The organism is Zarconia navalis LEGE 11467 (assembly GCF_015207075.1).
GTDB lineage: Bacteria > Cyanobacteriota > Cyanobacteriia > Cyanobacteriales > Geitlerinemataceae > Zarconia > Zarconia navalis.
In genome coordinates this window covers 1-15413 of record NZ_JADEXN010000047.1, presented here as the reverse complement: position 1 = coordinate 15413, position 15413 = coordinate 1, and the positions used below count along the sequence as shown (strand labels likewise).

General features: G+C 50.2%; 16 protein-coding genes and 1 pseudogene. 12 read left to right on the top strand and 5 right to left on the bottom strand.

Going from position 1 to position 15413, the window contains the following annotated elements:
• The 3 genes from IQ235_RS04320 to IQ235_RS04310 all read left to right on the top strand — a co-directional run.
• The coding region (locus IQ235_RS04320; protein WP_264320264.1) for an efflux RND transporter periplasmic adaptor subunit at nucleotides 1-896 on the top strand (896 nt) is incomplete at its 5' end.
• Nucleotides 897-1084: 188 nt separating this feature from the next.
• On the top strand, nucleotides 1085-2176 hold the full coding sequence (gene ychF, locus IQ235_RS04315) for a redox-regulated ATPase YchF (RefSeq protein ID WP_264320265.1): 1092 nt from the start codon (nucleotides 1085-1087) through the stop codon (nucleotides 2174-2176).
• A gap of 133 nt (nucleotides 2177-2309) precedes the next feature.
• Complete coding sequence (locus IQ235_RS04310) at nucleotides 2310-2675, top strand: phage holin family protein (protein WP_264320263.1); 366 nt, start codon at nucleotides 2310-2312, stop codon at nucleotides 2673-2675.
• Nucleotides 2676-2827: 152 nt separating this feature from the next.
• Here the strand turns inward: IQ235_RS04310 and IQ235_RS04305 are convergent, their stop codons facing one another.
• Nucleotides 2828-4834, bottom strand: a complete 2007-nt coding sequence (locus IQ235_RS04305) for a pentapeptide repeat-containing protein (protein ID WP_264320262.1) — start codon at nucleotides 4832-4834, stop codon at nucleotides 2828-2830.
• A 276-nt stretch (nucleotides 4835-5110) separates the two neighbouring features.
• Between IQ235_RS04305 and IQ235_RS04300 the strand changes: the two genes are divergently transcribed.
• On the top strand, nucleotides 5111-5239 hold the full coding sequence (locus IQ235_RS04300) for a hypothetical protein (protein WP_264320261.1): 129 nt from the start codon (nucleotides 5111-5113) through the stop codon (nucleotides 5237-5239).
• A 257-nt stretch (nucleotides 5240-5496) separates the two neighbouring features.
• Here the strand turns inward: IQ235_RS04300 and IQ235_RS04295 are convergent, their stop codons facing one another.
• Nucleotides 5497-5637: a hypothetical protein gene (locus tag IQ235_RS04295; protein WP_264320260.1), complete on the bottom strand. Its 141-nt coding sequence runs from the start codon at nucleotides 5635-5637 to the stop codon at nucleotides 5497-5499.
• An 88-nt stretch (nucleotides 5638-5725) separates the two neighbouring features.
• Between IQ235_RS04295 and IQ235_RS04290 the strand changes: the two genes are divergently transcribed.
• Both IQ235_RS04290 and IQ235_RS04285 read left to right on the top strand, forming a co-directional pair.
• Nucleotides 5726-6664 (top strand): sulfurtransferase, encoded by a 939-nt coding sequence (locus IQ235_RS04290; RefSeq protein WP_264320259.1) that lies wholly within the window; start codon nucleotides 5726-5728, stop codon nucleotides 6662-6664.
• A 160-nt stretch (nucleotides 6665-6824) separates the two neighbouring features.
• Nucleotides 6825-7952 carry an ABC transporter ATP-binding protein gene (locus tag IQ235_RS04285; protein WP_264320258.1) on the top strand — a complete coding sequence of 376 codons (1128 nt, stop codon included), beginning with the start codon at nucleotides 6825-6827 and terminating at the stop codon, nucleotides 7950-7952.
• Here the strand turns inward: IQ235_RS04285 and IQ235_RS04280 are convergent.
• Nucleotides 7941-8078 (bottom strand): hypothetical protein, encoded by a 138-nt coding sequence (locus tag IQ235_RS04280; RefSeq protein ID WP_264320257.1) that lies wholly within the window; start codon nucleotides 8076-8078, stop codon nucleotides 7941-7943. The genes IQ235_RS04285 and IQ235_RS04280 overlap by 12 nt on opposite strands.
• Before the next feature lie 137 nt (nucleotides 8079-8215).
• Here IQ235_RS04280 and IQ235_RS04275 point away from each other — a divergent pair, with 137 nt between their 5' ends.
• From IQ235_RS04275 to IQ235_RS04250, 6 genes are all read left to right on the top strand, one after another.
• Entirely contained in the window at nucleotides 8216-9328 is a 1113-nt protein-coding gene (locus IQ235_RS04275) for an ABC transporter substrate-binding protein (protein ID WP_264320256.1), read from the top strand.
• 69 nt (nucleotides 9329-9397) lie between these two features.
• Nucleotides 9398-10315: an ABC transporter permease gene (locus IQ235_RS04270; protein WP_264320255.1), complete on the top strand. Its 918-nt coding sequence runs from the start codon at nucleotides 9398-9400 to the stop codon at nucleotides 10313-10315.
• 59 nt (nucleotides 10316-10374) lie between these two features.
• Nucleotides 10375-11244 carry an ABC transporter permease gene (locus IQ235_RS04265; RefSeq protein ID WP_264320254.1) on the top strand — a complete coding sequence of 290 codons (870 nt, stop codon included), beginning with the start codon at nucleotides 10375-10377 and terminating at the stop codon, nucleotides 11242-11244.
• Nucleotides 11245-11505: 261 nt separating this feature from the next.
• Complete coding sequence (locus tag IQ235_RS04260; protein WP_264320253.1) at nucleotides 11506-11973, top strand: hypothetical protein; 468 nt, start codon at nucleotides 11506-11508, stop codon at nucleotides 11971-11973.
• Nucleotides 11974-12183: 210 nt separating this feature from the next.
• The gene (smpB, locus tag IQ235_RS04255; RefSeq protein ID WP_264320252.1) at nucleotides 12184-12651 is read left to right on the top strand and encodes an SsrA-binding protein SmpB; all 468 of its coding nucleotides are present in this window, start codon (nucleotides 12184-12186) and stop codon (nucleotides 12649-12651) included.
• Between the two features lie 206 nt (nucleotides 12652-12857).
• Nucleotides 12858-13691, top strand: coding sequence for a M48 family metalloprotease (locus IQ235_RS04250; protein WP_264320251.1), 834 nt, complete (start codon nucleotides 12858-12860; stop codon nucleotides 13689-13691).
• Between the two features lie 136 nt (nucleotides 13692-13827).
• On the opposite strand, the gene IQ235_RS04245 is transcribed toward IQ235_RS04250, so the two are convergent.
• Nucleotides 13828-14841, bottom strand: coding sequence for an NAD(P)-dependent alcohol dehydrogenase (locus IQ235_RS04245; RefSeq protein WP_264320250.1), 1014 nt, complete (start codon nucleotides 14839-14841; stop codon nucleotides 13828-13830).
• A gap of 218 nt (nucleotides 14842-15059) precedes the next feature.
• Nucleotides 15060-15413 (bottom strand): annotated as a pseudogene (locus IQ235_RS04240) (hypothetical protein); the annotation flags it as partial.

The following is a 15413-nucleotide window of genomic DNA, read 5'->3' as shown; positions in this document are numbered from 1 at the left end:
AAGCGGAAGTTCGCCAAACGGATGTCAAAACTGCCCGCGAGGACGTGCGAGTTGCCCAAGCGAATATTACAGCCGCTCAGACAGAGGTCAGTAACGCCCAGGCCAACGAAGCCAATGCCCGTGCCACCCTCGCCAACGCGATCGCTAACGTTGACAACGCCCGCGCCAACGTTGAGAGTGCCCGCGCCCGCCTAGAAAGCGCCGATGCCAACTTGCTCGCGTCTGCTGCGAGTACCGACAGCGCCGAGGCGGGAGTGCGCGGGGAAATTGCCAACGTCAACCAACTCGAAACTCAACTCGAACAAACCCTGGTACGCGCCCCAGAAAGCGGCACGATCGCCGAACGGATCGCCCAGGTGGGGGATGTCACCGGCAGCGGCCAACAACTCTTTTCCATCATTCGCAACGGGGCGCTAGAACTCGATGCCGAAGTGCCCGAAACCCAGCTATCGCAGGTTCAACCGGGAATGTCCGCCCGGATTACCTCCGATGCCGACGATCGCATTAACCTGCGCGGAACGGTACGGGAAATTGCCCCGATTCTCGACGAAGCCACCCGCGAGGCGATTGTGGAAATCGACTTACCCGACAGCGACTTGTTGCGTCCGGGGATGTTCCTCAACGCCACCATTGCCACCGATACCGCCCCTGGTTTAACCATCCCCGCCCAAGCGGTACTGCCTCAACCCGATGGCAGTAAAATCGTCTACAAACTCGGCGATGACAACATCGCCATCGCCCAAACCGTCAAAATCGGCGAACTCATCGGCGACGATACCCAAGATTTGACCGATGCGAGGATCGAAGTTCTCGAAGGCTTAAATGAAGGCGATCGCGTTGTCGTCTCCGGTGCGGGATACGTTAAAGATGGCGATCGGGTCACCGTTAGCGATTGAATTCGGAATTCGGAATTCGGAATTCGGAAAGGGGAGGGGGAGAAACGGGAGAATTGGAGGAAACGGGAGCAAGATGCCTCCGATGCTCTCCCCTTTATTCAACTAGTCACGGGTCTATCCCACACGTTACAGTATGCAGAGCGTCGATGGATGCACGATCTGTAATTATTCAAAACCTACCACTTAAAATGCTCAGAGCTGGAATTGTTGGACTGCCCAACGTTGGTAAATCGACTCTCTTTAATGCTTTGGTGGCCAATGCCAAAGCCCAAGCCGCAAATTTTCCCTTTTGCACGATCGAACCCAACGTTGGAGTGGTTGCCGTTCCCGACGAACGTCTGCAAGTCCTTTCCAATATTTCGACTTCGGAACAGATTGTCCCCACCCGCATCGAGTTTGTGGACATTGCCGGACTTGTCAAAGGGGCAAGTAAAGGGGAGGGACTGGGAAATCAGTTTTTAGCTAATATTCGAGAAGTCGATGCGATCGTCCACGTCGTTCGCTGTTTTGAGAACGATGATATCATTCATGTCTCCGGTTCGATCGATCCCTTGCGAGATATCGAAACCATCGATTTAGAATTGGGATTGGCAGATCTAGACCAGATCGAACGGCGCATTCTCCGCACCCGCAAGCAGGCTCGCAGCAGCAAAGACGCGCAATTTGAACTAGATATCTTAGAAAAAATTGCCGCCGTCCTCAACGAAGGTAAAGCGGCTCGTCAAGTCGAACTGAGCGAGGAAGAAATCGCATTTGTCAAACACCTGGGATTGCTCACGCGCAAACCGATTATTTACGGGGCGAATGTTTCCGAAGACGATTTGGCGACGGGGAACCAATGGGTTGAGAAAGTGCGAGAATTGGCGGCCGAACAAGATGCACAGGTGGTGGTTATCTCAGCGCAAGTGGAATCAGAACTCGTCGAGTTACCTGAAGAAGAACGGGGTGATTTTCTTGAGGCGTTGGGCGTAACAGAAGGGGGATTGCAATCGCTGATTCGTGCCACTTACGATTTGCTAGGATTGCGGACGTTCCTAACGACAGGGCCCAAGGAAACTCGTGCTTGGACGATTCGCAGCGGTATGAAAGCACCGCAGGCTGCTGGCGCAATTCACACGGACTTCGAACGCGGTTTTATTCGCGCCGAAACGGTTGCGTACCGAGATTTGGTCGATACGGGTTCGATGAGTGCGGCAAAAGAGAAAGGATTAGTTCGCAGCGAAGGTAAAGATTATGTGGTTCGAGAAGGAGATGTGATGTTATTCCGGTTTAATGTTTAAAGAAGATGTGGGGTGAGATACCTCGATGGCTCTATGAGACGAATAACTAGCGATTGCTGCACAATGCCGGAGATTGAGGTGTTTCATCTTCCATCGATATTGACATTAAACAATACGATTCGGGAGTTACAACATGGATATCGTTGGATTACTGATTACCTGGCTTGTCATAGCAGTCAGTTTTATCATCATTTCTTACATTCCCATTGGGGTGGAGATCGATAGCTTTGGCAAAGCACTGACATCGGCAGCAGTCTTCGGAATTTTGAACGCAGTACTCAAACCCGTTTTAACATTTCTGGGGTTTCCGTTAACTCTGTTAACGCTGGGGTTATTTCTCATTGTCATCAACGCAGCCATTTTTGGCTTGGCGGCTTGGTTGGTGTCGGGATTTCGCTTAAACTGGGGCATCTGGAGCGCTCTGCTCGGTTCGATCGCTCTCACTTTTATTAACTCCGTTCTATTTCACATCCTCGATACGGTTGTGGGGACGGTATAGAGCGCCCGCACATCAACGGATCGACCTTTTGGCAAAGGAACCGGACGAAGGGAAACTTTTTCGTCCGGTTCTCAAACCCAGTCTGGTGGGCGAGTTAGAATTCACCAGAAGAAGCGCTCTGGCTTGAGTGCCACGCACTCGAAAGTCGTACCCTAGGACACGACGGTTTTTTTGGGAATGGGTGGCGTTCCAAAAATTGCCCCTCTAGAAACCATAACTTGCTTGTTTTCCACTGAAAGACCGGAGTTGCCGCCAAACTGGGCGCCTTGAACTTTAGCACCCGATAAATTGGTTTGGTAAAGGTTTGCACCTGTGAGCTTTGCGCCTCTGAGGTAAGCGTTGCTCAGATTGGTATGGCGCAGGAATGCATGACTCAAATTCGTGTAACTTAGGTTGACGCGATCGAGCTGAGCGTGTGTCAGATCGACCTGAGTCAGATTAGCCCGACTCAAATTCGCGTAGCATAAACTCACATGGCGCAAAAGAGCGCGATCGAGCTGAGCGTCGCGTAAAAGAGCGCGATCGAGATCGGCATGGCTCAAATCGGCTCCCATCAAATTAGCACCGCTAAGATTAGCTCCTCTCAAGTCTGTATGAGACAGATTTGCACCCGACAGGTTGGCCCCGGATAAGTCGGCACTGCTGAGGTGAGCGTTCTGCAAATTGGCTTTTTGTAAGTTCGCACCATGGAGATTAGCCGCGTGAAGATTGCTCTTTGTCAAATTGGCTTTGGGAAGATTTCCTCGTTGTAACTCGGCATGGCGCAAATCGAGACTGCTTAAGTTGGCACCACTAAGATTTCGATTGGCGAGTTTAGCTCCTTGAGATCGACAGAACAGCCGATAATTTTCTAAATTTTCATCCGATTGGAGCTTGTGGTTGCCATCATTAATCTTCACTAAATCGTATCGGACATTTTCGGTATAAATCGTGAACACTAAATCGAAAACGTCTAAAAAATTAATTAGCCAACGACATTCTTCTTCTTCTGCAGATTCGTAGTGTTGGATCAGTTTAGCAATACAAAGTTCTAAATGTTTTCTAGCCGAGCGACACAGCATCAAAATTTTAATCAGAAGGACGGATAGTGTCAGAGGGTGACCGGCACTGGCAAGCAGAAGAAATAAAAATGAAGGGTTGCGAGCATCTTCGGTTGTAAAGTATTCGATCGTTCGCTTGCAAGTGATCGAAACCAATTCTTGACTGAGGTCATCGCGATCGTGGTTTTCATACAAAACTTCGAGTTGTTGAGACAGCTTGTCTTGCAAGATTGAAATTGAGGGTTCTGCACTCAGGGATATGATGAGATAATCTTGAAAACTTTGCTTGAATTCTTCGTAAGAGAGAGACATCATTCGATCGAGCCAAATTCGAGCGCGATCGGAAGATTGAAATAAGTTATGTTGGGAAACAACTTGTTTGATTAACGAAATTGTTTTTTCTCCCAACTGAGTTGGATTGGAAAGCGTTTTAGAGTGATAAGTTGAAGAATCATAGCGAGCTGTATACATCGCTAGGTCGAATTTAAATTGGTTGCGTAGCTGTTTTGAGAGTTTGTTAGCTAAATCTCGCTCTGCGTGTGATTTATTGGTGTCGAGAGATTGTGAAACCAGCAAATAAGAGCGATAGCGATTAACCCACGGTTCTTTTTGTTCTTTCGATTTGATGCCTTGAGACGCTGGACTCTGAATTTTCGGTGAAGCAAAAACTTCAATTTCTCGATAGGCTGGACTCTCTAGGAAATTCAATATCCAACACTTTAGACTTTCTAAACTTTCTATTTTATCTAGAGAAAGTAGTTTTTCGTTTGTTTTTGCACTTTTAAGACATTGAATTAAATCGGTTGTTGCTCGTTCGTCTCGATGCCAGTTATTGAGGAGAATATAGCAGCATCGTTTAATCGTATTAACAAAATCTTCTTCGCAATCATTAATAACAATTGCCCTTAAAGAATCAGCAATTGTTGGGGTGCATTCAAGAGCACCTTCAATAAAAATTCGATTAAATTCTGTTATAACTCGACTGGGTGACTCGAGCTTGACAATTTTTAGCAACCAATCTGAAATGGCTTCTTGAGCAATTTTAGATGCCATTTGAATTTGCGCTCGATCGACAGAATTAGGCTGAGTTCGATCGCTTTGAAAAAAATCCCTAGTCATAGCAAAAACTCGGGCAAGGAAAGATCTATAGAAAAGACGTAAAGCATCATTCAGGTATTTTACCGAACCACAAAAGACATCGAATTCGATTTACAGTTATTGTTAAAACAATATTAAGCTTCAGTAAATATCGAATACTACTTTCAAATTTCAAAGAACAAAATCCTACTTGAAATTCTAAAATGTTCAAAGAGTCCAAAAGTAAGAACGATGCCGGAATCATTATCGAATCGTACCTGTGATTTACTTGCGAATGTTCGCGAATCGTTCGGATCCGTGGTTTACGTCTCAGTTTATCATTTGTTACAAGAGGTTTGGGTTGGCGATCGTCCATTGTCTGCTGGGGTGACGAGTATTGAGGTTTACCATCACTGGGAAATAGAAATTGTGTGGAATGAGTTGTGACTGAAGTTTAGACAAACCGATGAGTTGGGCACTCAGAATCTGGCTCGAGCGAGTGGTGGAGATTGAGGGTTTGCATTGGGTCGTAAGTCACTCTTTTTAACGACCATACTGTATGGTCTCGCGCTAGCACGAGCTGAGAGTTTTGAGCGGGTTGAAGTAAGTAAGTGCACGGAGTACAGTGTCATCAGGGTTTCTGTGGGCACCTGGCTTCGTCCAAGTACCTTATACAGACTCGACCATTGACGACGAAATACTCATCAGAGCGAGAGTTCCGCAAAGCTCGGTACACAAGGACAAGTGATGGCCGCATCCATCAAATCGAATAAGCCATCTTTGCCATTACCCAGTAGGCAGTAAGCTCGCTTGCGAAATTCTTTCAAGCACGTCAAACTTTTCATGGGTTGACTGAGATTACACACTAATCTGAGCTTCCCCCATTGAGCGCTCGGACGATCGCACTTTTGTCTAAACTCCAGTTAATGAGAAATGGGATTTAACCGCGTCTTTCTCTTCATCCTCGTTGCGGTGGCGATCGCCGGTCTCCTTAGGTTTGGGGGTCGCCCTTACCCGGTACGAGTTCCCATCGAATCAAGTTCGGTCTTTGCCGTCGATTCCCCAGATTTAAGCGATCGTTGGGTGGTGAGTGCCGATCGCGCCAAACGCTTAATCGAAGACGGAGCAACCCTCCTCGATGCTCGTCCGTCAAAGCTTTCAATGCCCGATCGTCTCGGCGGCGCGATCGCCGTTCGGTGGCAGGATTTTTCCCAACCCAATAACCCGAATCGGGGCAAACTCATTGAAGACGATCGGGTTTTAACCGAGAAACTTCAGGCGATCGGTATTTTCAACGATCGACCCGTCGTTGCCATCGGCGATCCGGTGCGAGGATGGGGGGAAGAAGGACGAATCGTCTGGATGTTGCGCAGTTTGGGACATCGGCAAGCGGTTTTTGTCGATGGTGGTGGATTGGCTTTGGCGCAGGTAGATCTTTCACCCATCGAATCTCCAACCCCCCTCGGGGACTTTACCATCGAACATCGGGGAATGTGGAGTATCGATCGCGATGCCCTACATCAGGGGTTGGAACGAGACAACTGGGTGGTTATCGATACTCGCGAACCCCGTGAATATGCAGGAGAAACCCCTTATGGCGAAACTCGAGGAGGTCACATTCCCGGTGCGGTTCATTTGTATTACAAAACCCTGCTGACGGATGAGGGAAAATTGCTCGATCGCCCGAGCGTTCGATCGCTGCTGCTCGAAAAGGGAATTACGCGAGAAGATCGGGCGATCGCTTATTGTACCGGTGGAGTGCGATCGGCATGGCTGACGGCCGTGCTTGCCGATTTAGGGTTTGAGGTCAAAAACTATCCCGGTTCGATGTGGGAATGGTCGGCAGATAGGAAGCTACCGATTCAGTTATAAGTTGTTTAGAACCCAGAGGATTCCGGCTTCGATCGAGATTTAGACATCGAAATCTTAAACTAGACGTATAGAATAAAACAAGTTGTCACCCTAGACTTTTTACAAAAACTGACCAAACCCTCGCCGATTGGGGAGGGATCGCGACTTAGGAATCGCTATTATGCTTCAAACAGCGACCCAAAATTCAGACTCCACGAGAGCTGAATCGAGCCTGGATGTCGAACTGCGCAAAGTCTTCAAAGTATTTAACGGAGAAACAGCAGTACGCGGCGTAGAATTTGACATCTGTCGGGGAGAATTTTTTAGTATTCTCGGCCCTTCTGGGTGCGGGAAAACCACGACCCTGCGAATGATTGCGGGTTTTGAAACCCCTTCTGCCGGGGAAGTGTTGATTCGCGGCGAATCCATGAATCACGTCCCCCCGTACCAGCGTCCGGTCAATACTGTTTTTCAGAGCTATGCCCTCTTCAACCATTTGCGGGTGTGGGATAATGTAGCCTTCGGTCTGCGTATTAAGCGTTTGGGTCGGGCAGAAGTTCAGGCGCGCGTCGATGAAGCTCTTGCGTTGGTCAAAATGGAAGCTTTCGCCAGCCGCTACCCCTCACAAATGTCTGGCGGACAGCGTCAAAGAGTCGCTTTAGCCAGAGCTTTAGTCAATCGTCCAGCCGTGGTTCTCCTCGACGAACCGTTAGGGGCGCTCGATTTGAAGTTGCGAAAACAGATGCAAGTTGAGTTATCGAACTTACACCAAGATTTAGGTCTGACGTTCGTCATGGTGACTCACGACCAAGAAGAGGCACTGTCCCTTTCCGATCGCATTGCAGTGATGAAAGATGGAAGAATCGAACAGATCGATTCTCCCGATCGCATTTACGAGCAACCGAGTACTCCCTTTGTTGCCGATTTTATCGGCGATACAAATCTGTTTGAAGGACATCTCGAAGCCATCGATCCTACCAGCGTTTTAGTCCGAACGGCCTCGGGTGTCAAAATTGTCATCGCACTCCCCGACAGCTTCCAAGCCGAAGTGGGCGATAAAGTGGTGGTGAGCGTGCGTCCGGAAAAAATCGATCTCAGTCTTTACCGACCCGAAGATGCTGTAGATTGCTACGAAGGACGGCTGGAGCATTCGATGTATCTGGGCACTCATATGCACTACACCCTCAAACTGCTCTCTGGCGAATACCTAACGGTGCGTCAGCCCAATACCTGGGCGAATTTACCCGATCGTCACACTCCCGTATACGCTTCGTGGATGGCAAAAGACGGCGTGGTATTAAAAGCTTAAGGGAATTTTACCCCGAGACCGACCGTCGCGAGATCGATAGCCGACGATCGCCGCCACTCCAAAGAACGCCCCAGTCGAAAGGGTTGTTTCATTTGAGTTGCCCGTTCTTCCACTTGTGCAAGTCACAGTTTCATCGACTGATGACACAGTAAAATACTGTTGAGTGCGTGTCGAGCGCGCCCGAAACGAATGCAGGCCATTCTGCGATCGGATCGAGCCGACCCAACACCCGACAATTCTAGTCAACACCTTTCGTCAACACTGTGCCTCCGACTCTATCCCAGACATTCCGAACAGCGACGCGCCGCCGATTTCTCCAAGGTTCGGCGGCATTGCTCTGTGGTATGACGCTCTCAAGCTGCGGGTGGACTCTCGCCGATGTCCGCACGACGGTACAAACAGCCTCTGATGTTTTGTATATCTATACCTGGGCTGGCTATACCGATCGAGATTTACTCAATAAATTTCAGCAGGAAACGGGTATCCGGGTGATCGCTGATGTTTTTAGCTCCAACGAAGAGATGCTCGCCAAGCTGCAAGCCGGTGCGGGAGGAGCCTACAGCATCATCTATCCCTCCGATTACATGGTCATCAAGATGAAAGAGTTGGGTTTACTCACCGAACTCGATCGCGATCGCCTCGTGGGCTTAGACCAGCTCTTTCCTCAATTTGAAAGTCCGAGCTACGATACCGATAACCGCTACAGTCTGCCGGTGAGCTGGGGAACGACGGGTCTAATTTTTAACAAAGAACAACTCAAACCCGCACCCGAAGACTGGAACTATCTGTGGGACAACCAAGGTCAAATTTACAAGCGAGCGACCCTCCTTAACGACGCTCGCGAGGTGATGGGAGCCACCTTGCGGATGTTGGGATATTCTTACAACTCCACGAATCCCAAGGAAATTCAAGAAGCCTACGAATGGCTCGCCGAACTCAAACCGGCGATCTCCGCATTCACCTCCGATGCATGGCGATCGCAAATTGTCACCGGCGATTTGAAAATTGCCATGGGTTATTCTTTCGATGCCAACGAGGTGATGGAAGAATCGCCGGACTTACAATACGTCCTTCCCAAAAGCGGTTCTTCGTTGTGGACGGATACTCTAGTGATTCCGAGCACCGCCCCCAATCTCGAAGCCGCCTATGCTTGGATGAATTTCATGCTCGATCCCGAAATTGCCGCATCTCTATGCAAACGACTGGGCTTTGCCATCTCCAGCCAAGCGGGGTTCGAGCTTTTGCCACCCGAAATTAAAGATAACCCCACGCTCTTTCCCTCCGAAGTGGCACTGGAGAAATCCCAAGGTTTAATTCCGATCCCAGAAGTCGCAGACCTCTACGATCGCTATTGGACGAGGCTGACGAGCGCCTAGAGCATCCGTTCGTCGGGCGAACCCAACTGTTTCCTCACCCCCGTCAACCCCATCGCATCTAAACGAACCGTGTCTGTATCTACAAAACACCAACCCCCCTCGAATAACTTTGGACCCCAGGGCGATTCGGGTAACCCGCGTTTTGGCTCTCGCTGGCTCGGGCCGCTGGCCTTACTCGGGCCGGCTGGTGTTTGGTTGATATTCCTCTTGGTGTTGCCAACGCTGGTCATTTTTGAAATCAGCCTGGTTCCCAATATCAAACCTGGAGGAATCGTCAATCCCTCGGGGTTGGATAACTATTTCCTTGCCTTCCAAGGTGTGTATATCATGGTGGTGCTCCGATCGCTCTTCCTCGCGATCGGGTCAACGCTGCTGTGTTTGCTCCTGGGGTTTCCCGTTGCCTACTGGCTGGCAATCCTCGCCCCCCAGCGATGGCGGAACTTAATGCTGATGAGTTTTATTTTGCCCCTGTGGACTTCATCGCTGCTGCGTTCCTACGCTTGGATTACCATTTTGCGACCGACGGGGGTTCTCAATTCGGTGCTGGGGTTCGTGGGCTTACCGGGGTTAGAATTACTCAACCGACCCCCAGCGGTTTTGATTGGTATGACCTATAGTTTTCTCCCCTATATGGTGCTCATTCTCTACTCTTCCCTCGAAAAACTCGACCGGCAACTCCTCGAAGCCTCAGCCGATTTGGGGGCGACCCCTCCCGAAACCTTTTGGAAGGTGACAGTTCCTCAAGCCCTACCCGGAATTGCCGCCGGTTCGTTGCTCGTCTTCATCACCAGTTTGGGCGATTTTGTCGATCCCGAATTGCTCGGGGGTGCATCGAGCGGAACGGCGGCCCGGTTGATTTACGATCGATTTCTCGGACAAACCCAAAACTGGGGATTTGGTGCGGCACTGAGTATGCTACTGATTATGGCGGTTAGCATCGCCATTGCTCTCCTACTCAAATACGGCGATCGGGATGCCCAACCTTAAAGGGTAGAAGCCCAAACAACAAGCACGCCAATTTCCTGTCACTTCTATCCCATCCCCGCATGAGAGACACCGCTAGAGACTCCCAACCCAAAAACACCATCGTCACCCCTCTTGAGGAGGAAATCCCCACAGATATGTCAAACTCCAAGGCTCGATTCCCCCTTTCTTGGCAGGCAATTTTTACTGGGGCTTTATTTCTATTTATGTATTTGCCGATTCTGGTGTTGATGTTTTATAGCTTCAACCAATCGGCTTACAGTGCGGGTTGGGAGGGATTTACTTTAGAGTGGTACCGGCGACTGTTTGCTGACGATCGCATTGGTAAAGCCTTATTCAATAGTGTTAAAGTTGCCGGGTTAGCCGTCGCGGTTTCGGCAGTCCTCGGAACGCTAATGGCGGTGGGTTTGTCCCGTTACGAATTTCGCGGCAAGAAACTGTATCAGGGCATTTCCTACTTGCCGCTGATTATTCCCGATATCGCGATCTCCGTGGCAACGTTGGTCTTTTTAGCTGCCGTTGGGATTTCTTTGAGTATCTGGACGATCGTCGCGGCGCATATTGTTTTTTGTTTGGCCTATATTGCCCTGGCGGTTTCCACTCGCCTGGCCGATCTCGATTCCAACCTTGAAGAAGCGGCGTTAGATTTGGGGGCAACTCCCGTGGAAGCCTTTCTCAAAGTCTTGCTTCCTCAGTTGATGCCCGGAATTGCTTCGGGTTGTCTGATTGCCTTCGTTTTGAGCATGGACGACCTCTTAATTTCCAGCTTTACCGCCGGAGCCGGTGCAACCACACTACCGATGGAAATTTTCAGCCGGATTCGCACGGGAGTCAAACCCGATGTCAACGCTCTGAGCGTGATTTTAATCGGCGCATCGGGCATTCTTGCTTTTGTGGCGGAGAATCTGCGCTACCGAAGCGAGCAACAGTAAGACTGGCTTTCTCAAAGAATTTCGCGCTCCAATGGAGAATGGCGATCGACAATGACTTACCGAGGACTGATTGTCGATCGTCCATATCTTTAATATTCGTAAATCGCTGCAAATTTATCCATAAAATTGTCGCGAATTGCTTGCGAAAATAGAAATTCACTGTATGATGTGCATATTGTCAAATACAATATACTCTTTATTATCTAAAGTCGAGCACATTCGATGTAAGCCGATTTAAGATAAACGAGTCAATGCACAGTCATGGTTAACCTCTATTCTCCTCCTCAAGTGGTTAGCCCCTACCAAAGTTCGCTTGTCGAGCTGGCTAGGGGAATTGAGTGGTCTCAAGGAGAATCTTCCCTCATCTTGGCGCGATGTAATTCTTCATCTGTGCGTCGGGAAATGGTGTGGCAACTCAAAACCCTTTGTCCGGGGATGGTGCGGGAAGTGGTTTTAGAAGGTGCGATCGAGATGTTGTATACCGCTCTCAAAACTCAACTCCATCGAGAATCTCCCCAAGCCGTGACGATATCCGGATTCGAGTCCGTTACCACTCTAGACTCGCTACTGATTAATACAGACGTATACCGCAACGATATTCTCCAAACCTTTAACTGCCCGATCGTCTGGTGGGTAAACGACGACACCCTACGCAAAATCGTCCGACTTGCACCTCACACCTATTCGATGTTTACCACCGTTGATTTTACCGTGGCAGCGATCGCCTGAGCTAGAATCTGCAAACCGAGAATCCCTCGGTCTTGATTCGTGGAGATCTTGATTCGTGGGGAGTGTAACTCGCGTAAATATCTCTAAAGAAACTCAGCTTTCGATCGAAGCACCGAGACCGAGAATGTCACAATTGAGAAGAACCCGAATCGACGCAGTACCGTCAATGACTTGGAATGCGTCGATTTATCGTCGAAATGCAAAATTACTATGGCTTCAAATAGCGATGGCTTTAAAATTGTCAGCGATAACCGACAGGCGCGGTATCGCTACGAAATCTTAGAAACCTACGAAGCAGGCATCGAACTCAAAGGAACGGAAGTCAAGTCTATTCGCGAGGGGAAAGCAAACCTGCGGGATGGATATGCTTTGATTCGCAATGCAGAAGCGTGGCTGCTTAACGTCCACGTTTCCCCGTATCAAACGGCGGGAGAATATTTCAATCACGATCCGCGTCGCACTCGAAAGCTGCTGCTGCACCGTCGGGAAATTAGCAAGCTGATTGGGAAAGTGGAAGAAAAAGGGTTGACCTTGGTTCCCCTGAAGATGTATCTAAAGCGCGGATTGGTAAAAGTTACGATCGGGTTAGGGAAAGGGAAGAAACTGTACGATAAGCGGGAATCGTTGAAGAAAAAGCAGGAGAAACGAGATATCGATCGGGCGATGAAACAGTATTAGTCCGTATTAGTTGCGCTTCGGGTTCTTTGCGAGGGGTTAGATAAGACCAACTTTAATGCAAGCTTGTTTCATGTTCGAGTGGCGGTAAAACCGTAACGATCGGTCGGTTTCTCGTGCTGATGAAATCGAAACAGACTTTCTACAATAGAGTTAACGGCTAGTTCAAAGCAACATTTCCGATCGGGGCCGTTGAAGGAAACAAAACGATGAATCAAATCAAAACAGTCGCGCTGCTCGGTTTGTTAAGCGGCTTGTTAATTGCAATTTGCTACGGTGTTTTTGGGGGCGTTGGCGGTGCGCTGCTGGGATTGGGGTTGGCATCGGTGATGAACCTCGGTTCTTGGTTCTATTCCGATCGCATTGCCCTGGCGGCCTATAAGGCGCAACCCGTCACGGCCGATCGCGCGCCGAAACTCTATTACACGATCGAAAAACTGTGCGATCGGGCAAACTTACCCATGCCTGGGGTCTACATCATTCCCTCGGGGTCTCCCAACGCCTTCGCCACCGGGCGCGATCCCGAACATGCTGCAGTTGCCGTCACCGAAGGGATTCTCCGCTTGCTGCCAGAAGACGAACTCGAAGGGGTTCTCGCCCACGAACTCACCCACATCCGCAATCGCGACACCCTCACCCAAGCCGTCGCCGCCACCATTGCTAGCGCCATTTCCTTCATTGCCCAGATGCTCAGCTACAGTATGTGGTTTGGCGGATCGCGCAATGGTGAAGGGGGCAATCCCATCGGGATGCTTGCCACGATTCTCCTCGCCCCGATCGCCGCTTCGATTATTCAACTCGGAATTTCTCGCACTCGCGAATTTGAAGCCGATGCCGGTGCTGCCGAACTGACAGGTAATCCCGAGGCCCTAGCCAGAGCGTTGCAACGGATCGACAACATGGCACGGCGAGTTCCCATGGGGGGCAACCCAGCCTTTGAACCCCTAATGATTATGAATGCCCGCTCTCGGGATTGGCTGCGGAACTTGTTCTCCACCCACCCCTCGACAGAAGCAAGAGTTCAGCGGTTGTTGGGGCGATAGTAGGAATTGCTGCAACTTCAAAAGTTGAATCGATCGAAAATAGCCCGGAATGCTTGCATTCCGGGCTATCTCATATTTGGACGATGTATAGCGCCAAATCTAAACCATTCCCTGTCAGGAGGCGTTTCGTCCTCAACTAGAGTGCAACCACTGCTCGGTAGCGAGCCTTACCATCACGAACGTGTTGAACGGCCCGATCGATATCTTCGATCGCAAACTGCTCGCACATCGGTGCAATATCATGGGTGGCGCAAAACTCCAACATTTCCTGCGTATCTGACGGCGATCCCGCGCGTCCGCCACCGATGCTCTTTTCGCCAACAATCAACGGAAAAGGAATAAACTGAATCGCACCATCGGGAATTCCGCAGATAACGAGCGTTCCCCCCGGTGACAAAGCCTCGATGTAATCATCCCATTTCACATCAGCCGAAACCGTCGAGATCATGAAATCGAAGCGACCTGCTGCCTTTTTCAAATCTTCGGGCGACTCTTTTGTGGCAATGAAGTCCGTTGCCCCTAGCTCGCGGGTTTGCTTCTCCTTAGAGCGACTCGTACTCAGACCGGTCACCTGGGTTCCCATCTTCGCGAGAAACTGGACTGCCAAATGACCCAGTCCGCCCACCCCGAGAACGGCCGTTTCCATACCCGGACGTACCCCGTAGTGACGAATGGGGGACCAAACAGTCGTGCCCGCACACATCAACGGGCCCGCCAGGGATGGATCTAGAGCGTCAGGGATGGGAACGGCCCAGCCAGACTGAACTCGCACTCGATCGGCCCAAGCTCCATTGCGCCCGACAATGGTCTGACCCACCTCATTTTCGTTAAGGCATAAACTTTCCTTGCCAACACCGCAGTTTTTACAGCGATCGCAGGAGCTAGATTGCCAGCCCACGCCCACCCGCTGACCCATGCGGGCTTCAGAAACCCGGTTCCCAACAGCCACGACCTTACCGATAGCTTCATGTCCGGGAACGAACGGATAACTTGACATTTCCCAGTCGTTATCCATCATAGCCAGGTCGCTGTGGCAAATACCGCAAAATTCGACTTCCACTTCGACCTCATCGGCCGCGAGTTCCCCCGGATCGTATTCAAACGGTTCTAGCCGTCCACCTTTCTCTTGACAGGCATAGCCTTTTATCATGATTATTTCTGTTGGCGATCGTGATAGTCACCTTGTATCAGATTCAGCCTGAGAAATCAATTGTGGATGGCGATCGACTAGCGCGAGCATCTTGCTCGCGTCGTATTCGAGTTTCATTTAGATCTCAGAACGCGCTGGGTTTGGGGCGCAGACATCCGGTCAAGCTTTAGAAGGGTTTTGGCCGATCGGTCGTCAGCGCTCGCGCTCGTGCTATACATTCATTGCGGACGGAGCAACTCATCGTTGTTGACGGGTGTGATGTACTGCTCGTTGGCTCGCACGTAGCATTCCCCCAACGATTCCCAGTCTCCAACTTGGAATGGGTAAAATAAGTCCGAGGTACCCCGAACCCGCAACCAGGGCCCTCCATCCGACTCGACGATCGCATCGTTAGCCAAGTTGGGTTCGATCGAGCCATTTCGCGGGTCGAGATTCAGCTCGCCGAGAAAGACCGCCTCGACGATGGAACCGGGAGCGACGCGGGAGCGAATCTCTCCGTTGGGCGTGTAGCGACAGTTGAGATCCTCATCAAGCCCATCTTCACTGTGCGAGACCACCAACCATTTCTTGTT

Coding starts and splice junctions, on each gene's coding strand:
- IQ235_RS04250 (WP_264320251.1), top strand. CDS start 12,858: ATGAATCAAATCAAAACAGTCGCGCTGCTCGGTTTGTTAAGCGGCTTG.
- IQ235_RS04260 (WP_264320253.1), top strand. CDS start 11,506: ATGGTTAACCTCTATTCTCCTCCTCAAGTGGTTAGCCCCTACCAAAGT.
- IQ235_RS04265 (WP_264320254.1), top strand. CDS start 10,375: ATGAGAGACACCGCTAGAGACTCCCAACCCAAAAACACCATCGTCACC.
- IQ235_RS04295 (WP_264320260.1), bottom strand. CDS start 5,637: ATGAAAAGTTTGACGTGCTTGAAAGAATTTCGCAAGCGAGCTTACTGC.
- IQ235_RS04285 (WP_264320258.1), top strand. CDS start 6,825: ATGCTTCAAACAGCGACCCAAAATTCAGACTCCACGAGAGCTGAATCG.
- smpB (WP_264320252.1), top strand. CDS start 12,184: ATGGCTTCAAATAGCGATGGCTTTAAAATTGTCAGCGATAACCGACAG.
- IQ235_RS04305 (WP_264320262.1), bottom strand. CDS start 4,834: ATGACTAGGGATTTTTTTCAAAGCGATCGAACTCAGCCTAATTCTGTC.
- IQ235_RS04290 (WP_264320259.1), top strand. CDS start 5,726: ATGGGATTTAACCGCGTCTTTCTCTTCATCCTCGTTGCGGTGGCGATC.
- IQ235_RS04310 (WP_264320263.1), top strand. CDS start 2,310: ATGGATATCGTTGGATTACTGATTACCTGGCTTGTCATAGCAGTCAGT.
- IQ235_RS04245 (WP_264320250.1), bottom strand. CDS start 14,841: ATGATAAAAGGCTATGCCTGTCAAGAGAAAGGTGGACGGCTAGAACCG.
- ychF (WP_264320265.1), top strand. CDS start 1,085: ATGCTCAGAGCTGGAATTGTTGGACTGCCCAACGTTGGTAAATCGACT.